This window comes from Gallintestinimicrobium sp. (assembly GCF_046968865.1).
Classification (GTDB): domain Bacteria; phylum Bacillota; class Clostridia; order Lachnospirales; family Lachnospiraceae; genus Gallintestinimicrobium; species Gallintestinimicrobium propionicum.
This window is the reverse complement of the sequence record NZ_JBKVPW010000012.1, coordinates 21,743-43,133: the sequence shown is the minus strand read 5'-3', so window position 1 is coordinate 43,133 and position 21,391 is coordinate 21,743. Positions and strand designations below refer to the sequence as shown.

The 21,391-nt window shown below is 38.8% G+C and carries 18 protein-coding genes and 1 pseudogene; 13 read left to right on the top strand and 6 right to left on the bottom strand.

The window, feature by feature from the left end; translation table 11 throughout:
• Positions 1–9: 9 nt before the first annotated feature.
• The 13 genes and pseudogenes from ACLTOQ_RS11235 (at position 10) to ACLTOQ_RS11175 (ending at position 13,953) form a co-directional block, all read left to right on the top strand.
• Positions 10–1,239, top strand: coding sequence for a Coenzyme F420 hydrogenase/dehydrogenase, beta subunit C-terminal domain (locus tag ACLTOQ_RS11235; RefSeq protein WP_412319439.1), 1,230 nt, complete (start codon positions 10–12; stop codon positions 1,237–1,239).
• Between the two features lie 10 nt (positions 1,240–1,249).
• Complete coding sequence (locus ACLTOQ_RS11230; RefSeq protein ID WP_412319437.1) at positions 1,250–2,401, top strand: glycosyltransferase family 1 protein; 1,152 nt, start codon at positions 1,250–1,252, stop codon at positions 2,399–2,401.
• Positions 2,398–3,567, top strand: coding sequence for a glycosyltransferase family 4 protein (locus tag ACLTOQ_RS11225; RefSeq protein WP_412319435.1), 1,170 nt, complete (start codon positions 2,398–2,400; stop codon positions 3,565–3,567). Before ACLTOQ_RS11230 ends, ACLTOQ_RS11225 begins: the two co-directional genes overlap by 4 nt.
• Positions 3,554–4,813: a hypothetical protein gene (locus tag ACLTOQ_RS11220; protein WP_412319434.1), complete on the top strand. Its 1,260-nt coding sequence runs from the start codon at positions 3,554–3,556 to the stop codon at positions 4,811–4,813. The genes ACLTOQ_RS11225 and ACLTOQ_RS11220 overlap by 14 nt, the downstream gene beginning before the upstream one ends.
• The gene (locus ACLTOQ_RS11215) at positions 4,782–6,236 is read left to right on the top strand and encodes a lipopolysaccharide biosynthesis protein (protein WP_412319432.1); all 1,455 of its coding nucleotides are present in this window, start codon (positions 4,782–4,784) and stop codon (positions 6,234–6,236) included. The genes ACLTOQ_RS11220 and ACLTOQ_RS11215 overlap by 32 nt, the downstream gene beginning before the upstream one ends.
• A 130-nt stretch (positions 6,237–6,366) precedes the next feature.
• The gene (locus tag ACLTOQ_RS11210) at positions 6,367–7,269 is read left to right on the top strand and encodes a LicD family protein (RefSeq protein WP_412319430.1); all 903 of its coding nucleotides are present in this window, start codon (positions 6,367–6,369) and stop codon (positions 7,267–7,269) included.
• Positions 7,270–7,700: 431 nt separating this feature from the next.
• Positions 7,701–7,856 (top strand): winged helix-turn-helix domain-containing protein, encoded by a 156-nt coding sequence (locus tag ACLTOQ_RS11205; RefSeq protein WP_412319429.1) that lies wholly within the window; start codon positions 7,701–7,703, stop codon positions 7,854–7,856.
• 81 nt (positions 7,857–7,937) lie between these two features.
• Positions 7,938–8,165: an NTP transferase domain-containing protein gene (locus tag ACLTOQ_RS11200; RefSeq protein ID WP_412319428.1), complete on the top strand. Its 228-nt coding sequence runs from the start codon at positions 7,938–7,940 to the stop codon at positions 8,163–8,165.
• Positions 8,166–8,305: 140 nt separating this feature from the next.
• A complete protein-coding gene (locus ACLTOQ_RS11195) occupies positions 8,306–8,698 on the top strand; it encodes a hypothetical protein (RefSeq protein WP_412319426.1) in 393 nt (130 codons plus the stop codon).
• Between the two features lie 104 nt (positions 8,699–8,802).
• Positions 8,803–10,149, top strand: a complete 1,347-nt coding sequence (locus ACLTOQ_RS11190; protein WP_412319424.1) for a Gfo/Idh/MocA family oxidoreductase — start codon at positions 8,803–8,805, stop codon at positions 10,147–10,149.
• Positions 10,150–10,162: 13 nt separating this feature from the next.
• Positions 10,163–11,221, top strand: a complete 1,059-nt coding sequence (locus ACLTOQ_RS11185) for a pyridoxal phosphate-dependent aminotransferase (RefSeq protein WP_412319423.1) — start codon at positions 10,163–10,165, stop codon at positions 11,219–11,221.
• 191 nt (positions 11,222–11,412) lie between these two features.
• Positions 11,413–12,891 (top strand): annotated as a pseudogene (gene tnpC, locus ACLTOQ_RS11180) (IS66 family transposase); the annotation flags it as partial.
• Positions 12,892–12,996: 105 nt separating this feature from the next.
• Positions 12,997–13,953: an alpha/beta hydrolase gene (locus ACLTOQ_RS11175; protein WP_412319422.1), complete on the top strand. Its 957-nt coding sequence runs from the start codon at positions 12,997–12,999 to the stop codon at positions 13,951–13,953.
• 574 nt (positions 13,954–14,527) lie between these two features.
• Here the strand turns inward: ACLTOQ_RS11175 and ACLTOQ_RS11170 are convergent.
• The 6 genes from ACLTOQ_RS11170 to ACLTOQ_RS11145 all read right to left on the bottom strand — a co-directional run bounded on the left by ACLTOQ_RS11170 (position 14,528) and on the right by ACLTOQ_RS11145 (position 21,388).
• Positions 14,528–15,304 (bottom strand): ATP-binding protein, encoded by a 777-nt coding sequence (locus tag ACLTOQ_RS11170; protein WP_118763461.1) that lies wholly within the window; start codon positions 15,302–15,304, stop codon positions 14,528–14,530.
• Between the two features lie 6 nt (positions 15,305–15,310).
• Entirely contained in the window at positions 15,311–16,873 is a 1,563-nt protein-coding gene (gene istA / locus ACLTOQ_RS11165) for an IS21 family transposase (protein ID WP_154252940.1), read from the bottom strand.
• 157 nt (positions 16,874–17,030) lie between these two features.
• Entirely contained in the window at positions 17,031–17,624 is a 594-nt protein-coding gene (locus ACLTOQ_RS11160; RefSeq protein WP_412319421.1) for a transposase, read from the bottom strand.
• A 115-nt stretch (positions 17,625–17,739) separates the two neighbouring features.
• Complete coding sequence (locus ACLTOQ_RS11155; protein ID WP_412319420.1) at positions 17,740–18,591, bottom strand: ISL3 family transposase; 852 nt, start codon at positions 18,589–18,591, stop codon at positions 17,740–17,742.
• 243 nt (positions 18,592–18,834) lie between these two features.
• Complete coding sequence (locus ACLTOQ_RS11150; RefSeq protein WP_412319419.1) at positions 18,835–21,195, bottom strand: AAA family ATPase; 2,361 nt, start codon at positions 21,193–21,195, stop codon at positions 18,835–18,837.
• Between the two features lie 7 nt (positions 21,196–21,202).
• The gene (locus ACLTOQ_RS11145) at positions 21,203–21,388 is read right to left on the bottom strand and encodes a helix-turn-helix domain-containing protein (protein WP_112483476.1); all 186 of its coding nucleotides are present in this window, start codon (positions 21,386–21,388) and stop codon (positions 21,203–21,205) included.
• Between the last annotated feature and the right edge of the window lie 3 nt (positions 21,389–21,391).

Sequence of the window (21,391 nt, the reverse complement as noted above, 5' to 3'; positions counted from 1 at the left end):
CAGATGATTATGATAGAGGTCAAGGAAAAAGAAAAATGCTGTGGGTGTACCGCATGTTATAGTGTCTGCCCTAAAGAAGCAATTACCATGCAGGTTGATGAAGAAGGGTTTAAGTATCCTATAGTTGATAGAGAAAAATGTGTGAAATGTAATCTGTGTGAGAAAGTGTGTCCTATGTTGCACCAAAAGACTGTAAATGTAGGCGTTTCTGTGAAATATGCAATCCAGAATAAAGATGCTGATGAACGCAATTTGAGTACAGCAGGTGGAGCGTTTTCTCTTGTAGCAGACTGGATTCTTGAAGAAAAAAAGGGGATTGTATTTGCAGTTGGATTTGACGGATGCACAGTGTTACACAAAAGCGCGGAATCTAAAAATCAGATCGAAGAAATGCGCGGTTCCAAGTATGTGCAGAGTGATCTAGGAAGCATTTTTAAAAAAGTATTAACCCAGCTAGAAAAAGGCAGATTCTGCTTATTTGTTGGAACACCTTGCCAAGTATATGGTCTATTCGATTATATTGAGGGGCTACCATGTAAAGAGAATCTTTTGACGATGGACTTGATGTGCTTAGGTGTTTCATCCCCCAAATTGTATGAAATGTGGGTTTCTTTTCTTGAGAAAAAATATAAAGCCAAAGTGGATCGGATCTTTTTTAGAGACAAGTCATACGGATATGCCACGGCTAACGTGAGGATAGAGCTGGGTGGGAAAGTAATTGAACAGAAATATGATTCTAAATCACTTATGAAAACTTTCTTCTCCGGTTATAATATGCGTCCGTCTTGTTATGATTGTTCGTTTCGATGCGTAGACAGAGTAAGTGACTTTACAATCGGAGATTTTCATCAAATTGGACAGTATTGTAAGGATATGGATGACGATAAGGGAACTACGTGTCTATGGATTCATACTGAAATGGGGAGAAAAGTGTTTGATCTTCTTAAGGATAGGATGGACTATTTAGTGCTAGAAACATCCTGCAGTTCTACATTAGACAGTGTTAGTAAGAAAACGAAGTTGCCAGAAAACAGAGACATATTCTGGCGTGATGTAAACAATATGGAATATGAAGAGTTTTGCAAGCATTGGGCTAAGAATGATTTAAAAGCAATGACAGCTAATATGATAAAACCAATAATTAATAAATTACCAATTAGAAGCATGTTTTTCAAGGCAATAAAGAAGTGGAAACAAAGAAATTTTGAAAAAAGAGTTGATAATGCAAGTAAGAAGTGAGGTGAGAAAAATGAAGAGACCTGATATCAAAGTATTGCATACTTGTCCACTGGGAACTGGCGGAATTACCAGTATGGTCTTAAATACTTGCGATCATTTGAATCGAGAAAAAATAAATTTCGACTACCTTGTTTATAGAAATCAAGTCGAATATAACGAATGGCGTGCTGTAGCGTTAGGGGGGAAAAAAATTGTTGCCGATAATGAAGGTGCTAGCAGAGGGGCTGGACGATTTCTAAAAAAAATGATTAATACTTTTATCGCTGTAAAAAAAGAGGATGAAGATATTTTTCATATTAATGCATCATCACCATATGATTCTTTGGTCGGAATTGCTGCTAAGGCTGCAGGTATTAAAAAAGTTATTGTACACTCACATAATGCGAACAACAGCAATAAAAACCCTGCATGGTTGTTAGTTAATAAAATGTGTAAAGTAATTATGCCATTATATACGGATTGCTACTTGACGTGTTCTACGGAGGCAGCAGATTTTATGTTTCCAAAACGGGTTTTTGAAAAGAAACAGTTTTATTATATTCATAATGGAATAGAGATTAATAAATTTGAGTTTAATTATGAGGTAAGAGAGCGGATTAGAAAAGAATTAAATATTGAAAACAGATTTGTAGTAGGACATGTGGGTAGATTTTTCAAACAAAAGAATCATGAGTTTTTAATTGATATTATGAACACGCTGATAAAAAAAGAGCCGAATGCTGTGCTTTTGCTAATCGGAATTGGAGAACTACAAGATTCGATTAAAAAAAAGGTTATAGAAAGTGGAATAGAAGACAAAGTGATTTTTTTTGGTGCATCCGATAATGTTAATGAACTATTACAAGCGATGGATGTATTTGTGATGACTTCTTTTCATGAGGGACTCCCAGTGGTCGGAGTAGAAGCACAGGCAGCTGGATTACCTTGTATATTTTCAGATACGATTGCGCACGAAGTAAATATTAGTGGAAGTGTAGAATTTTTGTCTTTGAAAAATGATTCTACATATTGGGCGGATAAGGTTATAAATTCAAAAGCAAATAATCTTGAACGAAGAAAGAACGCTGATAGAGTGAGAAGTGCAGGTTACGATATTCAATCCACAGCTGACGATCTTACAAATATTTATTATTCTCTTATGCGTAAAGGAGAAATTCTATGAGGAGAGTTTTTGTTTGTGGACATTTTAATTTTCCGCGAGGTGGCGCAACATCAAATTATATACAATACTTCGGGGCGGCGTTGACTATGGCAGGCAATGAAGTTCATTTGATTACAACAAAGAATAAAGAATACTGTCAAAGTGATGAGTATAAAGGAATTCACATCCATGAGATAAAATTTGATGATAGAAAAATAGCTTCATATATTGATTTCAAGACTGGATTGAAAAATAAGATAATTACAGTACTTCAACAGTTGAAACCAACTTCCAAAGACATTATTGTAATTTATTCACACAATTTATGGTTGCATAAAGCGTTGCAGAAATATGGAAGAGAGAATTGCGTAAAAGTTGGTAGTATAGTTGTTGAGTATTTTTCAAGTGAAGATTATAAAAACGGAAGATTTGATTTAGAATATATAAAAAATCGGTTTTTAAATCTTCATGTAATTCCTTATGAAGACTTTGTTTTTCCAATTAGTTCATATATTCGTGATAAATTTTCGAAAGGTGTTGCGAAACAAATGGTGTTGCCGATTATGGCGGATCCATATGAATTTCAATATATTCCGAAGGAAGTTTGTGATACAAAGAGATTTATTTTTCCAGCAAATGGAAAAATGAAGGATGCATTGTGTAATATGGTTCTTGCGATTATGTCTGTATTGAAGAATGAACAGTTAGATGTAGAGTTTCATTTTTGTGGCATTAAAGAGAAGGATTTGAGAAGATATGCAAATCTTAATCAATCACAGACGCTAGATAAAAGAATTATTATTCATAAATGGTTGGAATATGACGAACTTGTAGAACTATATAAAAAGATGCATTTTTTACTTCTTGCAAGAGATGTAACGGAAATGACAAAGGCAAATTTTCCAAGTAAAGTTCCAGAATTGATGTGCTATGGAGTAGTTCCCATTGCTTCAAGAGTTGGCGATTATACAAAGTATTATTTAGAAAATGGAAAAGATTGTATTGTGATGAATGGAAGTTCTGTATCTATTATCTCAGATGCAATTTATTACGGTTGTCATCTTACAAACGAGCAGTATAAACGAATGTCAAACAATGCTCGAAAATTGGCAGAAGACAGATTCTGGTATGGTGTCTGGGCCGAAAAAATAGATGCATTTATGGAGAAATTATATGGTAATTCGTAAGAGCTTTTTTACAATAGTTTTGCCACAGTACTTATTGATTTATTGTATTGCTGCGTGCAGTGGATCATTATTATTTGTGCAAAATATTAATGTATTTGGATATGGAATAATTGCTTTTTTCATCCTAATGGGTGTATTTAAAAAAAATTTCAGAAACCAAAATGCTATAGTATTTAGCGCATTCTTGATGTTTTCGGTTGTCTTTGTGAGATTGCTTTCGGGTAACATTGGCATTGATGCAGGGGTGCTGAGTGTCTCACAGGTGCTAGTGGTGTATTGTGCTTTCCTTTTGGATAAGAAAAATTTTTTGAATAGATATGTTGATTGCATTGCAATTTTAGCATTAGTTAGTTTAGGGGGATGGATACTTCAGCTATGCGCTCCTACTATTCTTAATAATATTGTTCCGACGCAACAGAATTTATTTAATAAATCAGGAACTTATACAACAACATATCATGGGTTGTTATTTTATGTGTATTCTTTAACAGATTCTAGAAATTGCGGAATATATACTGAACCTGGCAGATATCAATCAATTTTGCATGGGGCGCTGTTTATTCTGCTTTTATGCCCAAAGTATCTGAATAAAAGCAGACGAAGGATGTTATTTGATGTTGTGATTGTTATATTGGCTATTGTTTCGACACAATCTACTACTGGTTATTTAATGTTGGCGATTATAATGATTGGATTTGTTTTTACTAATAAAAGGCAATTTAACTCTAGCATAAAAAAATGCATTACAGGGCTTGTTGTATTAGTCACTTCATTGTTAATATTTGACTTTTTGCACAATGGGAGCGCAAGTCTAATAAGTAGTGCTGTCGTAAAGAAGCTGAGTGAGACTGATGCAAATGATATGTATTCCAGTGGAGGTGCAAGACTAAGAATGATAGCCATTTGTTGGAACTATATCGTGACCAAACCGTGGGGAGTTGGGACGATTAGTGTACTGGGAAATAATGTGTCTGCTGGCATTTTGAAATATATTGGTTCTTTAGGAGTGCTTCCTGGTATTATCACACTGATATGGTTGTTTAGACCAATGTTTAAGTATCATGATAGTAAAATAGCGGCATTGACATTTGTTGTGATATACATTTATCAGGGTTTATCTCAAACATATATGTTTTACTCTGGTTTACTTGTTATACCTATTGTTTTGAATGAATTATCAAAAGAGTACATTGAGGAGTGGAGGCATACGAACAATGAAAATCAATTTATTGGTTCGAAGATATAAAGGATTATCAATAATAGCTAAAGCGACCTTTTGGTTTATGGTATGTGGTGTTCTTCAAAAGAGCATATCATTGTTGACTACGCCAATTTTTGCAAGAATGCTCACAACTGAACAATACGGTCAGTTTACAATATATAATTCTTGGTTAAATCTTTTTTCGATTATTACAACATTTCGTTTGGATTATGCAGTTTTTAATAAAGGTATGTCTAAATTCCCAGAGGATCGAGACCGCTATACTTCATCAATGCAAGGTGCAACAAGCTTGCTCACGATTGGCATTTTTATTATATATCTTTTGTTTCATGTTCAAATTAATGCACTGACAGAATTGAGCACATTTATTACTTGTTTTATGTTTCTGGAATTGTTTTTTATGCCAGCTATTCGATTTTGGACATTAAAACAACGATACGAATATAAGTATAAGTCAGTTGTTTTTGTAACTGTGTTGCTCGCCGTTTCGAATGCATTTCTGGGTGTAATTGCTGTATTGCTGACCGAAGAAAAGGGATTGGCAAGAATATTTTCATGTATTATTGTGCAAGTTTGTTTCGGGGTAATATTATACACTATTAACTTAAAAAAAGGTAAAACTTTTTTTGATATAAAATATATTAGATTTGCAGTTCTTTTTAATATTCCATTGATTCTGTATTATTTTTCAGGTTATATCTTGCAGCAGGTTGATAGAATTATGATTCAGAAAATGGTAAACTACAGTGCGGCAGCTATTTATGGAGTCGCTTACAATGTAGGTATGATTCTTACATTTGTGATTACAAGTATTAATTCTGCTTTTGCACCGTGGGAATATGAAATGCTTGGAAAAAAGAAATTTCATCAAATAGAAGAGAAGTTTCACCCTATGACAGTGGGGGTGATATTATTGATGATATGCTTTATCGCTTTTGCTCCAGAAGCAGTTTTTATTCTTGCGGGTGAAAAGTATAGTGGCGCTGTATATACCATACCGGCTGTTGCTTCAAGTATTGTATTCCAAATGTTGTCTGCCGTGTACACTAACATTGAGTTTTACTATGATAGAAACAAATATGCAACGGTTATTGCAGGTATTGAAGCTGTTATAAATCTGATTCTAAACTATTTTGGAATATTGATGTTTGGGTATGTAGCGGCAGGGTATACTACCTTATTCTGTTTTATGCTAGATACAGTGTTACATCATCTTTATGTAAGCCGGTTCATGAAAAAAAGTGAGGGGTGCATTGTTTTTCAAAATAAAAAGATTATTTTTTATTGCTTATCAATGGTTGGTGCTACAGTGATTATGACATTGCTATATAAGGCTACATTTATCAGGTATGTGTTTATTGGTATTTTTACCATTGTAGCTTATATAAAGAGAAACTTAATTATGAAATTGTTTGAAATGAAGAAAAGTAAAAGAACTTCAGAATAGTTATAATTAAATAGGAACAGGTTCATGATGCTTCAATAAATATATTAAAAATTAAAAAAAATCCAGAGAATCTGGGAGAAAGGAATTAATCTGAGTATCGTTTAACGATGATTGGATTAGGTATAATATAATGGCAGAAGAAAGATGTGGCTTTTTAGTATCTGATACAAGACTTCTTCTTTGGAAATATGAGATGGAAATGTTGTGTTGGCTTAATGAGATTTGTGATAAATATGATATTCAGTATTTTTTGATTGGTGGTTCGGAGATAGGTGCTATTCGTCATAAGGGGTTTATCCCTTGGGATGATGACATTGATATTGGTATGATGAGGAAAGATTTTGATAAATTGTTGAGTGTTTACAAGCAAGAACTTCCTGCAGAGTACGATTTGCAATATCGATTTTGTGGGAATGGAAGTGTATGGAGTAATCTTTGCCGTATTAGAGACAAAAGAACTACGGGAATTATTGACAATCAAGCAGGAAAAGATATTGCTCATGGTGTGTTTATTGAAATATATCCATATGATAATCTTCCGAATAATAGAGTTGCGCAAAAAAAGATGGCAAAAAAAGTCAACAACCTTATTATAATTTTACAAGATAAAATTGGACAAAAAGCATGTACTGGATCTCGTATGAAAATCCTAAAAAAAATATACACATTCAAATCGCCATCTCAAATTGATCAGATGATTGAGAATTGTTGTAAAAAATATAACAACATGAATACTAAATATGTAGGCACATTGATGATACCAAGCTATGTTAAAAGTGGGACAGAAGTGTTGGAAAGGCATTGCGTGGAAAAAACTATTATAGTTCCATTTGAAAATATAACAGCACAAGTACCGAAAGGGTATGATGAGTGCTTGATGAAGCAGTTTGGCGATTATATGAAATTGCCACCAGAGGTAGATCGAGGAAAACACCATTCTGATAAGGTGTTTTATGATCCGCTGCATCCTTATACGAAGTATGGAGATATGTGCGTTGATGAATTACTTGACAAATATGGTTTTTTACTTTAAAGAGAATTGGTTGAATTGTCGATATGCATTTATACTTTTATGATTTGCATATAAAAATAAGTGTAAATGTCAATGAATATTTGAGCCACGTGACAGCCAATACCCGCTGGTAGGCTTTTCGATTCCATGGAACCGCATCGCCCATCCAATATTTCTTGACTGTATTTCTGGAAATCCCCAGAATTTTAGCTGCTGCTCACTGACTGGTTACGCCTTCGAGTTGCAGCGCACGGATTGATTTGTAGACATCCACCGATGTGACCACCTTTCTATCGCCTCCCGCATAGTAGTCTACGTCTATTATACGGGAAGCCATTAGGTGACTCAAGTATATATTAGCATTCACAATAAAAAGAAAACATGACATTTATAAAAAGTAAAGAGAATTAGCTATTATGTCTGTGTTCACAAAAAGAAAGGAAGGGAAGTACATGAACAAACAGGAAAGCGATATCTTGAATGCATTGCTGATTGAACCGTTTATAAATCAGCGTATACTAGCTGAGGTATCCGGTCATTCTTTAGGCGTAGTTAATCGCTCACTGAAAGAACTTATAAAATTGGAATACATAGACGATTCCATTTGACCAACAGTAAAAGCGATAACAGAATTCAAACAGAAAACCCCGCAACGAGCTATTGTTCAAGCCGTGGGCTTTGGCATGCGAATGGTTCCCATCAATACAGAAATGCCCAAAGGTCTTCTGGAAGTCAATGGTGAGCCGTTAATCGAGCGTATTATCAAGCAACTTCATGAAGTGGGGATTAAAGAAATCTATGTAGTCGTAGGCTTCATGAAAGAAAAATACGAGTATTTGATTGATGAGTATGGTGTAGAACTCGTAGTAAATGCTGATTACGCTACAAAGAACAATCTACATTCGTCAAACTTGTAAAAGAACACTTGGAGAATGCTTACATTATTCCTTGTGATATTTTGTGTGACAAGAATCCGTTTCATCGCCATGAACTGTACTCTTGGTACATGGTCAGTGATCTTGTGGACAACGAGAGCAATGTTCGAGTTAACCGTAAGATGGAACTGGCAACTATGCCGGAAAGTTATGGTGGCAATGCAATGATTGGTATCTGCTATCTGGTAAAAGAGGATGCCGATACAGTTGCGGAACGCATTGAGAAACTTTGCGAAAATCAGAGGTATGATGGAGCCTTCTGGGAAGAAGCACTTTATAATAAAGATCGCATGATTGTTGCGGCTCGTGTAGTTCATTCAGCTGATGCTGTGGAAATTAACACCTATGAGCAATTACGAGAAATTGATAGTGATTCTAATCAGCTTAAAACAGATGCAATTCAGGTGATTTGTGAGGCTTTGAAAGCAACGGCAGAAGAAATTACAGACATCACTGTTTTGAAGAAGGGTATGATAAACCGGTCTTTCTTAGAACAAACAAGTATTATAGGATAAAAATGCTTGTTAGAAATGAGTGCTGTGAGATTAATAGAATAACCAGATTGCAGAAAACATAAAAACTTTTAAAGCATATTTTCTGAAAGTGAAGGAGAGTGAATATGGTAAAAGTTATTACTTACGGTACATATGATATGATACACTATGGTCATATTAGACTTCTTGAAAGAGCAAAAGCATTGGGTGATTATCTTATTGTAGGTGTCACAGCTGATGACTTTGATAAAACTCGCGGCAAGATTAATGTGCAGCAATCTTTGATGGAGAGAATAGATGGAGTAAAGTCCACAGGATTGGCTGATGAAATTATTGTTGAGGAATATGAAGGGCAAAAAATAGATGACATTAAAAAGTATGGTGTTGACATTTTTACGGTTGGCTCTGATTGGAAGGGTAAATTTGATTACCTGAATGAATATTGCAAGGTTATCTATTTGGAAAGAACACAAGGTGTATCAAGTACAGAAATTAGAGAACAGAAGCGACAGCTCCGAATGGGACTGGTTGGTGAATCGAAATACTTGTGTAAATTACTCAAAGAGAGCACATATGTGAATGGATTGAGTATAGAGGCAATTTATTCTGATTCACTGGATGATGTGCCAGCTGAACTAAAAAAACAAAAGATGGTAACGGACAATTTAGACGTTTTTATAAATGCAGTTGATGCAGTTTATATTAGATCTTTTCCAACAAAACATTATGAGCAGATAAAAAAGATATTAAATGCGGGAAAACATGTTTTGTGTGAATCGCCTATCACGCTAGATAAACAGGAGTGTAAAGAACTCTTTGAATTAGCACAGGCAAAAAGCTGTATCCTGATGGAGGCAATAAAAACAGCATATAATACGGCATTTTCACGTCTTGTACTGTTGGCTAAAAGTGGAAAAATTGGAGATATTGTATCCGTAGATGCTACCTGTACAAGCTTAAAGGAACTTGCAGCAAATGAAGTTGAAAAACTTACCGTATGGAACAGCGCATTTGACTGGGGACCTACAGCTATGCTACCAGTTTTTGAAATTTTAGGCACGGATTATAAATTCAAAAGAATAGTAACACATTTTATTGATAAAGAAAGAAATTTTGATGATTTCACTAAAATTGATTTTACATATGATAATGCGGTTGCATCAATTAAGGTCGGTATGGGTGTAAAGTCAGAAGGCGAACTGATTGTGTCAGGTACAAAAGGATATATTTATGTCCCAGCTCCATGGTGGAAAACAGACTATTTTGAGCTTCGTTACGAAAATGCAGCAGATAATCGCAGATATTTCTACCAGTTGGACGGAGAAGGGATTCGGTATGAATTAGTCGCTTTTGTACGAGCAATTGATAATGGCCATATTGCACGTTACATCGAAGAATATGTTTCAGAAGCGATTTCTTCGGTGGTAAGCGATTTTCATAATGGCATAGATGTAGTTGCAATCAAAAATTGAGGAGGATATAAAAATGTATTATTTGGATAGTAGGGTAGAAAACCTGTATAGAATTTTTGATCAGAACGCAAGAAAGGATTATCTGCGATTAGATTTAAATGAAAATCCGGGTGGTCTTCCGCAGGATTTTATCAATGATGTTCTTAAAAATGTGACGCCACAGTTTGTCGCACAGTATCCGGAAACATTACATTTTACTGAGGTTTTGGCCGATCATCTCGAAACGGATATTTCTCATATTTGCCTGACAAACGGCTCAGCAGAGGGCATCCGTTATATCATTCAGGCATTTACCTCGGTAAATGGACGCATTGTCGGTGTTGTTCCGTCCTACTTTATGTTTCAGGTTTATTCTGAAATGTATGGTCGCAATTTTGTAAAAGTTCCATATAAAGAAGACTTGAGTATGGATGTTGATGATATTATTCGTGAAATGACGGATGATACACAGCTTTTAATTCTTTTAAACCCCAACAACCCGATGGGAAACGTATATTCAGATGATGAATTTGAATCAATTATGAAGGTTGCAAGACAAAAGCAGATTACAGTATTGGTTGATGAGGCCTATCATTATTTTTATCCGAAGACATTTATTAAATATGCATTGACCGAGGATCATGTGTTTATCACAAGAACATTCTCCAAGTTGTTCTCTATGGCTGGCTGCCGTCTGGGATATGTTGTTGGCTGGTCTGATGGTGTTAAAATGGTACAGAAGATGTGTACACCACATAATACGAACGCATTCGCTATGATGTTTGCCGAAAAAGTATTGACAACGCCAGGAATGCTTGATTCTCTGATTACAAAGTTTAATGGTGGAAGAAGGTATCTTGTTGATTCTTTAGATAAAAATGGGTATCGTCATAAGGGCGAAGCTGGTAACTTCATTTTTATCGAACCTAAGACGGATGCACAGACCATCGTGGATAGAATGAAAGCAGAAAAGAAGATCTTGATTAAGGCTTACCCGAATGTTGGTGAGTTTGGTAATTGTCTGCGCGTGTCAATTGGTGAAGAGAAATATATGAAACAATTTATGGATGCATTGCTTGAAATTGATCAATGATCAATTATGGAAGATTGCAGAAAAGTGGGAGTTCATGATTTAAAATTCATCTTAGAATAAGCAAAAAGCCGTGTGATTACCCATGCCGAGAAAAACAGGGGTCAGACCCCAGAAAGAAAAAATTAACTTTCTAAAAAATTTATGAAAATGTGGTACAAGTCACATCCGGTACCTGACCCCGGGAAAAAACACAGATGGTTCTGGCAAACAGAAACCGTTTTGGACGTTCTTCCGAAAAAATGAGTGATACCAGCCAGATCAGCTTCACGGAAGTGAATGGAACGATTGTTTTCTTCAATGAGGCAGAAGCTGTCTGCGATCTGGATGCCCCGGAGCCGGAACAGCTGGAAGAGAACACTCCCCGCCCAGTAAAGACAAAAGGCAAAAAGGAACAGGACCTTTCCTGTCTTCCGACATGCCGGATCGACCATTACATGACAGAAGAAGAACTCTCTGCTGAGTTTGGTAAAAATGCCTGGAAACAGCTCCCGGATGCCATATCCCGGAGATACCGTTTCGTTCCTGCCAAAGTAGAGGTGGAGGAACATCATATCGGCGTCTATGCTGACAAGAAGGATGGGCATATGGTAAAAGCGAAGCATCCCAGAGGGCTGCTTCATGGCAGTGCCGTTTCCTCAACACTTGCAGCAGCCATTATGAACGGCAAATATGTCAATGCGGTTCCTCTGTACCGTCTGGAACAGGAATTCAAGCTCTATGGGCTTTCCATCACCAGGCAGAACATGGCAAACTGGATGATCCGTCTCGGAGAGGAATACCTTTCCGTTCTCTATGACTATCTCCAACGGAAACTGTATGATTACCATGTCATTCAGGCAGATGAAACACCGGTGCTTGTAAACCATGACGGCCGTCCGGCAGGATCCAAAAGTTATATGTGGGTCTACCGCTCCGGATCTATGTACCCCGAAAAACAGATCGTCCTGTATGAGTATCAGCGGACAAGAAACGTTTCTCATCCCCGGGAGTTCCTGAAAGATTATTCCGGGATCTGTGTCACGGATGGTTATCAGGTCTACCACACGCTGGAAAAGGAGAAGGAAGACCTGACGATCGCAGGCTGTTGGGTGCACGGACGCCGGAAGTTTGAGGAAGCCCTTGCCACCATACCGACCGAAGGAAAAAAAGAATCCGTTGCATATCTGGTTATGAAGCAGATCCAGGCGATTTACCGGGAAGAGGGAAAACTGAAAGATCTCTCTTGCGAAGAAAGGCTTGCGCAGCGTCAGGTGGTCATCCGGCCACTGGTAGATGCTTTGTTTGCGTACCTGAAACAGAAAAAAGAACAGATCGTGGTAAAAGGGAAGCTGGAAGCTGCCTTTACTTACCTTCTGAACCAGGAAAAATATCTGCGGGTGTTCCTGGAAGATGGAGATGTTCCGATGGATAACAATGCCTCAGAACGTGCGATCCGCGGCTTCTGTATCGGGAAAAAGAACTGGCAGGTCATTGATACCATAAATGGAGCAAAGACTTCTGCTGTGATCTACAGTATTGCAGAAACAGCAAAGGCAAACAATTTAAAACCCTACGAGTACTTTGAACATTTGCTGACCGCAATCCCGGAACACATGGAAGACACAGACCGCAAATTTCTGGAAGAACTGCTCCCCTGGTCACCAGCGCTTCCGGAAAGCATTCGAAAATAAAATTTATATCGGGCCGCAAAAGCGGCTTAAGATTGTCAAGGTACTCGCTTTGGTGCGTTTACGTCTAAATGATATGGAGATTCTGTACAATGCAAGGAAATTGTGATGATGAAAACATGTGTGAATAGAAGACGAATTTTAATAATCCTGTTTATTTTAAGTATTGGAGTATTGGCACTGCTGGGAATAAGTAAATATTCATTTCAGAAAGCCTGCCTGAGAAGAGAAATTAGATGGCCGGATTTAGGAATTGCTGATGACTGGCAGTATGAAATTCTTACAGAAGCATATAAAATAAAAAATGAGCACAATAGAACAATTACAATTACGGCATCTGATGGAGTACAATTAGTTGGTCACTATTATGAAAGAAAGAAAAATGCGCCAGTCATAATCTTTTTTCATGGGCTTTGGGATAATTGTTATACGAATAGTGTGCCAATCTATAGAATAACAGAAGAAAAAGAATGGAATCTTCTGTTGGTGAACTTACGAGCACACAATGAAAGTGGAGGCGACGTTTCAACACTTGGTGTTTTAGAAAGATACGACTGTCGTGATTGGGCAAATTGGGTAGATTCAGAATTCGGAGAACGGGTACCTATATTCCTTATGGGAATTTCCATGGGAGGAGCGGTAGCAGTGATGAGTAGTGATTTAGAATTGCCTGAATCAGTTTGTGGAATTATTGATGATGCTGGGTTTACATCACCATTAGAAATGATAAAAATAGGCAGTAAAGAGAGGCTTCGTTACGAACAATTGACAGATTTATTCGCTCGGATAGTGAACGCAGGAACAAAAATTTGGGGTGGATTTGACTTGAAAGAAGCAAACGCATGTGCTGCAGTGTCTAAGACAAATGTGCCAGTTCTAATTATTCATGGAGACGAGGATAAGAAAGCACCGGTATCTATGGCGTATAAAATTTACAATAGTTGCAAAAGTGAAAAAGAGTTGTACATAGTCTCTGGGGCAGAGCACACTGGATGCTATAGATCAGATCCTGAAAAATACAAAATGATTGTTTCTGAATTTATTGAAAAGCATATTCCGCGATGAAGAAAGAACAATCTATATTTTAGAATAATCAAAAAAATTGAAGAATACGAAGGTGGATTCTTATATTCGGTTTGTCAAATTATAAACTATCGAGTCTGTGAAACTTTTTCTGTAAAATAATCTGGGCAAGGTCCTTCTATGATAAAATAATTATCATTAGGAGGGCCTTTTATTATGGCAAGACAAAAGAAACCTGGTAAGCGCTTAAAATTCAGCCATAGTAAAAAATTAACCGGCTACTTTTCAGTAGCCAGAGTACCTTGACAATTCACATTCAACTGGTTTGTATTGTTTGCATGAATATTACGGTACGGCAGAGCCGCCAGTCCGGTGTGGCGAGGTTCTTCCGCAATTATCCGTATCGTTCAGCCTTCACATACATTAGTTTTGCTGCTAAAAGTGCTTTGCTGCATCTTCCATACATAGTACGTTTTACCATTTTTAATTTACTATTTGTTCCTTCTGAATATTACGGTTCAAATGTACCCCTGTTCCGAAGGAACGGATACCGGCAATCCGGTGTTATGATACCGTGAGTCCGGAACAGGGATACCACATTTTGTTACATGCAAGTTTACTCGCTTAATGCCGGATTCAAGCCATATACTTCACGCATGGATCTGTAATTCGTCGGGTCCGTTGGGATGATGTTAATCTTGTACGCATCATGCTTGATACGATCCAGGATCGCTTCCGCGAGCGGACTGTCATCGCCTCCCAGTTGATCGTACCAGCCATTGCAATCATACTGAGAACAAAAGATGGTTGACGACTTCTTGCGTCTCCTATGTAGGAGTTCCAGTATATCGTGCTGTTCTGATGCGGTTGGCTTCAACAGCAACCATTCATCGATGATCAGCAGAATCGGATTGGCATATTTGCTCTGGATCTTTTTGTAAGTTCCATCGTTACGTGCCATCTCTAACTCCAGGAGCAGGTCTGGAAGTCGAACGTATTTCGTAGTGTACCGACGCTTACAGGCTTCCATACCGAAAGCGCATGCCATGTAGGTCTTTCCACTCCCTGTGGCACCTGTGATGAATAGGTTTCGATGCTCTGTGATGTACTCACAGGTTGCCAGACGCTCGATCAGGCTGCGGTTGAGTTTCCGCCCGGAGGTATAGTTGATATCCCCGATGTATGCATCTGGCTGGTCGAATCCGGCATTACGGATCAGGCGCTTCAGGCTGTTACTCTTACGATTGCTGTATTCGATATCTACCAGCATTCCAAAACGATCCTCAAAGGAGATGTCCTTCATCCGGGCATCCTGCAGCTGGCTCAGGAATGCATCCGACATGGATGTCAGTCGCATTTCGATGAGTTTATCTATAGTGCTCTGTGTAGTCATGGTTCCTTACCTCCTGTAGTAATCCGCACCCCGTGTAAGTGCGTGGCTGTTTTTCCCTGAGCTCGTATGGCTATCGGTTACCACAGCTTTGTCAGCCGATGCTGTTCGGTCACTCCCGGTATCAAGTATGTTCTTGATGCTCTTATAGCTCGGAGTGGCTGTAAAGGTGAGCGCTTTACAGCAGGCAGCTTCCAGCCGATCGACAGAATACTTGTCGGCCAGTTTTAACAGCCCCATGCAACTACGGTAGGATTGTTGCTCTACCAGCTTGGAGGTAAGGATTGCATCCACGGTCTGGTAGGTACTGGAACCGATTCGCTTCGCCCATTGCCGGAAGCGGTCACCGTTCCACTCAAGATACTGCTGATGAGAAGACGGCATATGCTCTGTGATTGTGCTATACTGACCTTTGCGACCATACAGTCGGCGGTGAGACGCGATCCGGTTGTGGTTGTAGAAAACCTCAACGGTCTTGTCTGTGACCCTCACATCAACTTTGTGCTTTATATATTCATGTGGAACGGAGTATAGCATTCCCGCAAACGATATGTGATAATTGAACTGAACGGTGGCTTGTCTCCATTCCGCCTGTTCATATGGGGTAGCAGGCAACGGGGCCAGCAATGGCAGTTCTTCATCGCGGAAGATTTCATACCGGCTCCCATCTTTCTTTTGGAACGGGCGATGGCTGAAATCTTCCAGTTTCTTCCGGATTGCCTGATTTAACTCACCGAGAGAAAAGAACTGTTCATTCCGTAGCGCTGCAGTGATCCATGTGGAAATGTTTCCTACACTGCCCTCAGCATTAGGTTTATCCTTTGGAGAACGGACGCGTGCCGGAATAATGGCGGTGCCATAGTGTTCTGCCATTTCCTGATAGACGGCATTGATCCGTGGATCATTCCAGTTTTTATTATTATGATCCACAGCAGTGCGACAGTTGTCCGGCACAAGAATCTTTGCAACACCGCCAAAGTACTCGTACATGTGGACGTGTGCTGCAATCCATGACGCCTGTTTCTGATCTATAAAGGCTTCTACGTATGGATACTGACTGTAGGTCATAACACCCACAAAAATCTGCGCATCCAGAATTTCGCCGGTATCTGGGTCGATGATGTGCGCCGGATCGCCTGCCCAATCGACCTCGACCTGCTCTGCGGGCTTGCGGTTGATATGCATGGTGGCACGGCGCTTCTGCTCATCCTGCTGGATGTAGTAGCAGAACTGAGAGTACATAAGTGGTTCTTCTTTGGAGAGACGGCATGCTTCAAGATACTCTGTCCAAAGGAGCTTCTTATTCACTCCGTTCCGAAGAAGCTCTTTGCGGACATGCTCAAAATCGGGCATCCGCTTTGAAGTGGCTGACTTTGCCTTCACTTCAGGGAAAAGCAACTTGCCTAAGACTGGATCGCTGAGTTTAGGATCCAGAGGCCAGACAAGATGTTGCTCTCTGGCTGCCTTCAGCACCTTGTTGACAGTTGTCTTGGATGCATTGCAGCTAAGGGCAATGTTGGTTTGGCTGAGATTCAATCCGGCAAGCCGGATGATCTCACGATACTTGGTCATAAATGGTGACCTCCTTCGTAATGAATTTACGCTGCAAAGCGTATGAATTCATTATAAAGGGAATCGGTATCATCTGACCGGAATCACAGTATCCGAATACTGGAACGGTGGTATCACCAAAAACGGAACAGCGGTACTACATCACCGGAATGGCAGTTCAGAATCGCCCGGAATACTCACCTTCAACAAAACCATTTGAAAGTTCACAGGCAACAGAATTCTCCACAGCTTCTAGATCCTTTTCTAATCCATTTGCAAATCGGGATATTTCTTTTAAATCAGAGTTTTTGTACCGTTTTATAAACAAATACAATAGAGGCATACTTTTCTTTTCATATACTTCACGGAATTCTCGAACACAACGCATCAATTCTCTGAGTTTAGGATATTTCTGTAAAATATATGCCTCATGATTTGCATTGAGTTCCACTCCCATCCAAAGATAACGGAATATGCCGTTTCGTGAAAGGTGGTCATATTTTTGTAATGCCTTTTTATTTTGAATTATTTCAGGTGAAGAACTTTTGTAAATTGAAACATCAATTTGGAATCGTTCTATGATTTTATTCATATAGTCATAAGCAGCAGATTTGCCGCCTTTATATCCTTTTTCTATAACATTGCGATATACATCTTTTCGACTGATGCCAGAAGTTAAAGCTCTGATAATATAATCATAAAACTGATCCATTCCGCTACGAAAATCTTTTTTACAAAGTGCTTCATATTCTCCACTGAGATATTTTGTCACGGTGTTTCTGCTGCAATGTAATACTTTAGAAATTTGGCGTTTACTGCATCCGGCAGAGTTATATTCTTTTATCGTAGTGTACAGTTGTACCCTTTTTTGATTATATTCGCTAAGGTTATCCACACTGCATGGCATTTTTTTTACTATCGTTTTCAACCGATTGTTCTGCAATGATATTAGAATCAGTTGGGATTCTGATATCATTGGGCAATACAGAATTGATAGTATTTCTTATGGCCTCTAATAAATTTTGATGAAGATGAAATCTGTCAGCAATCTGCATAGCATCGGGCAATATTTCCTTTATGGCAGCTGAATAAGCACTTGCCCGGTCTCGTGTTATCGTTTTTACATGTTTATTTTTACTTAACCATTCTTTTAATGTTTTACCATCACGTCCATCTAAAATTGCCACTGGTTTATGTGTTGTTTCATCTACAATAATTGTCCCATAAGTATGCCGTTTCTTAAATGCAAAATCATCCACTCCAATGATGCTTCCACATGGGACTTCCGGTTGTGTTACATATCGTTTGGTTAACAATCGGATAATGCTGTCACCACTGGTTTTCAGATTCATAGAACGACAGATACGAGCACTACCTTCACAGCTTGTTTCCAATGCCAAAGTGCATATAAAATCTTCACAACGCTCTGTCATACGGCTGTAATAATTCAAAAATCCATCCACATTCTCAACAAAAGTCGTAACATCACAGGAAGAATTGTCGCATTGATACTCGTAAGCATTTACGATTAAATACGTTGTTCTACCCAAAATCGGAAGGTCTTGAAGTTTTCTTTTATAAGTACCATGTTTATGTTCTGAAATCACTCCGCACTTGGGACATGTACAGTTTTTTGATTGCACAGAAACATGGATATAAATTTCTTTTTCGTTTTGAATTACTTCTGTGACGCTTATTTTCTCAGGGTAAAATTTTTGTAGATCAAGAGCATCTTTCATTTGTTTCAGCGCCTTCCATAATGACAAAATTTCTAAGATAATTTTATCATTTTAGCACTTTTGTTTCAATTCTATTTACGGATAATTGCGGAAGAACCTCGCCACACCGGACTAGCGGCTCCGTCGTACCGTAATATTCACCAGATTTCAAAGTTCATCCACAAGTCACTGCATTCTATTCAAAAAATCTACTGGAAACAGCATATAATTACCTCCCTACCGGCCACCAGGTCGTTTTTTTGTTTATCGGGCTTTTCGTGTCATCATATTAAAGTGCTGTTCCTGATGCATGACTTTAAAGATCCGTTCAAAGACAGAACGCAATTGTTCAACACTGGTGGCAGATGAGTCATAGTATAGTCCATCATTGAAGCCAGTAGCACCAACATTCAGCATGGCAATCATGGCGGCAGCAGAAACATAGTCGGACCGATCCTCGCTGCCATCATCTGAAATTTTAACGAATTCCCTTTCATTTTTATCCAGTAAGTCTGAACGCAGATTTCCATTTTGATAGCCAACCATCTGGATGAAGTAGTATTCAAGAATCTGCCGGATGACAATCAGGAGAGTATATGGGTCACTGGTTGTGGCATATTCATGCCAAAGGGTATCGTAAGTATTTCTTACTGGAGAACGATTGATAAGACCGCCACCGGCTATGGTGTCTTCATCTTGGCATTCTGTAATGCTGGTCTGATTTTGTGTGTCTTTCTTTATCTCAAAGAAGGACACACATTCGTAATCAGGCAGGCGGTTATAAGAAATCTCCCGGAAGAAGTAAGGATTGTGTGTCATACAGAAGAACTGTCGAATATGGTCATCCACAACTTCTTCATGAAGTGCATAATTGTTATAACAGACAGCAATCATTTCGCGAGTGAGGGAAGCAACCACAAAAAGAGAGCCACTGTCCATAGAAGAAACAGGATCATCGATTACAACAATCTTATCCTCGATTTTTCCAGCATCGGACTGACTGCCCATTACCATGTGATAGAAGTACAGGAAAGCAATAAAATGCCGTTCACCTTCACTGAGATCCTTATCAACAACAACCTTCTTGCCGTTCTGATTTCTTACTAGCTGATAGACATATTTGGCACCAGGCTTTTCCTGAAGCTCAAACCCTTTAAAACCGGCACTGGCGATGGCACGGTTAATATCTTGCATCGTTTTAGTGGTGTTGACAGTTTCACTGTTCAATTTTGCAATCTCTTTGCTAAGAGATTGGGATTTTGCATTTAATTTGCTGTTTTCAGCCTTGATATAATTCATGGCTGCAATCACAGAATCTGTGTTGCGTCGGAAGGTATTTGTAAGTACCTGAGTCCGCTGGACGATTGTAGACCATGCCATATCGGTACATTTTTTCTTTTGAGTCGGAATATCAGCGAGAACAGCATTTCTGGCTTTAATATCTTCGTTGATCTTGCGTGAAATTTGGTCGAGCTCAACAAGAAGGTCAGACAAATCTTCCAATACTATCACATCTGCCGGGCTGGCTGATTTCTGCTCCAGCAGGGTCACATTGGCACGTGCCTTCTCCATAAACAGCTCGAAAGCAGCCTTGTAATCAGCCTGCAATGGCGAAGGAAAATTGTTCCCTTCGTTTGTGTGAGCTGTTTTGTATACATTGTTTAGTGCGTCTTTATACTGTTGAACAAACGAAGACAGTTTTTTCAAATCAGCTTTGTATTCGGCATCATAGCAGGCAGCAAGGTCGTCCTCAAAAGTGACTGGAATAGTTTGCTGACAGTAAGGACACTTCCCTTCAGAAGAGTGATACTTCGTATGTCCCTGAGTGATCCAGTCCAGGTTGCCAAGTGCACGTATGAATCGCGCGAACTCCGTATCACTACGACTGAGAATCGGTGTGGACAAAAGATCAGATGCAGGAAGAGAAGTGGATGACAGTAAATGATAGGTACTATAGTTTGGATGATTCTCACCATGAATGGTTTGATAAAGCGCCTCTATATCTGCAATTTCAATCATCGGCTCTTCTTCGGAATGATCTTCGCCTGCGGACATGCTCATATTTTCTTCATCAAAAGATGGAACGTCTGGAGCTATTTTAGCCGCTTTAGGAGTCATGCTTTGAATCTTATCAGCAAATTTCTTTTTGTCGCGCAGATAGGCTAATGCGAGAGGAAATTTATCCCGGAATTCCTTGGTGGCTTCCCAAATGGCTTCGACATAATCTCCATGCAGTTTATCCAATTCACTTTGCTTTGCTACCGCCGCTTTTCCCCTTGCGACAATAGTGTCATCTACGGACTTCTTCTCGATGGCCTTTTCGTCAGCTTCCTTTTTCTTCTGTGCATTGACTTCTGAGATGGTAAAAACACCTGGAATGTTGCCATAACTCTGAACATTTTTACGGATAAAATCCTCATTGTAAACAAGAACACGTTCTTCCGGGAATGGCTGACCATCCCATGTCAGTGCAGCGTTCCCATCTTTGAAAGAACGGGCAAGCGTAGATTTTCCGGTTCCGTTTTTTCCATAGAGGAAATTGATCAATGTCGGTTCAAAGGTCACGTTACTGTAGGTCGGGGCATTGATGGTTGTTTTTGTGATGTGTACTCGTACCTTTTTCATATCCGTTCTACTCCTTTATTTTTCCCTCTCGTACCCATTCATCCACTTCGCTGAGCTTGAATTTATATCGCTTTCCCACTTTATAAGCAGGTAGCTTTCCATCTCTTACCCATGTCCGGGCTGTATCCTGCGTGATGCTCAGGTACTCGGCAATATCTTCAATGTTAAACCATTTATCTTTTAATTCTTCCATAGG

What these genes read in the sequence shown, in the direction of transcription:
- ACLTOQ_RS11230 (WP_412319437.1), top strand. Translation starts at nt 1,250, where the DNA reads ATGAAGAGACCTGATATCAAAGTATTGCATACTTGTCCACTGGGAACT.
- ACLTOQ_RS11210 (WP_412319430.1), top strand. Translation starts at nt 6,367, where the DNA reads ATGGCAGAAGAAAGATGTGGCTTTTTAGTATCTGATACAAGACTTCTT.
- ACLTOQ_RS11220 (WP_412319434.1), top strand. Translation starts at nt 3,554, where the DNA reads ATGGTAATTCGTAAGAGCTTTTTTACAATAGTTTTGCCACAGTACTTA.
- ACLTOQ_RS11155 (WP_412319420.1), bottom strand. Translation starts at nt 18,591, where the DNA reads ATGAAAGATGCTCTTGATCTACAAAAATTTTACCCTGAGAAAATAAGC.
- ACLTOQ_RS11215 (WP_412319432.1), top strand. Translation starts at nt 4,782, where the DNA reads ATGAAAATCAATTTATTGGTTCGAAGATATAAAGGATTATCAATAATA.
- ACLTOQ_RS11145 (WP_112483476.1), bottom strand. Translation starts at nt 21,388, where the DNA reads ATGGAAGAATTAAAAGATAAATGGTTTAACATTGAAGATATTGCCGAG.
- ACLTOQ_RS11200 (WP_412319428.1), top strand. Translation starts at nt 7,938, where the DNA reads ATGGTTCCCATCAATACAGAAATGCCCAAAGGTCTTCTGGAAGTCAAT.
- ACLTOQ_RS11185 (WP_412319423.1), top strand. Translation starts at nt 10,163, where the DNA reads ATGTATTATTTGGATAGTAGGGTAGAAAACCTGTATAGAATTTTTGAT.
- ACLTOQ_RS11195 (WP_412319426.1), top strand. Translation starts at nt 8,306, where the DNA reads ATGGAACTGGCAACTATGCCGGAAAGTTATGGTGGCAATGCAATGATT.
- ACLTOQ_RS11150 (WP_412319419.1), bottom strand. Translation starts at nt 21,195, where the DNA reads ATGAAAAAGGTACGAGTACACATCACAAAAACAACCATCAATGCCCCG.
- ACLTOQ_RS11175 (WP_412319422.1), top strand. Translation starts at nt 12,997, where the DNA reads ATGATGAAAACATGTGTGAATAGAAGACGAATTTTAATAATCCTGTTT.
- ACLTOQ_RS11235 (WP_412319439.1), top strand. Translation starts at nt 10, where the DNA reads ATGATAGAGGTCAAGGAAAAAGAAAAATGCTGTGGGTGTACCGCATGT.
- ACLTOQ_RS11205 (WP_412319429.1), top strand. Translation starts at nt 7,701, where the DNA reads ATGAACAAACAGGAAAGCGATATCTTGAATGCATTGCTGATTGAACCG.
- istA (WP_154252940.1), bottom strand. Translation starts at nt 16,873, where the DNA reads ATGACCAAGTATCGTGAGATCATCCGGCTTGCCGGATTGAATCTCAGC.
- ACLTOQ_RS11225 (WP_412319435.1), top strand. Translation starts at nt 2,398, where the DNA reads ATGAGGAGAGTTTTTGTTTGTGGACATTTTAATTTTCCGCGAGGTGGC.
- ACLTOQ_RS11170 (WP_118763461.1), bottom strand. Translation starts at nt 15,304, where the DNA reads ATGACTACACAGAGCACTATAGATAAACTCATCGAAATGCGACTGACA.
- ACLTOQ_RS11190 (WP_412319424.1), top strand. Translation starts at nt 8,803, where the DNA reads ATGGTAAAAGTTATTACTTACGGTACATATGATATGATACACTATGGT.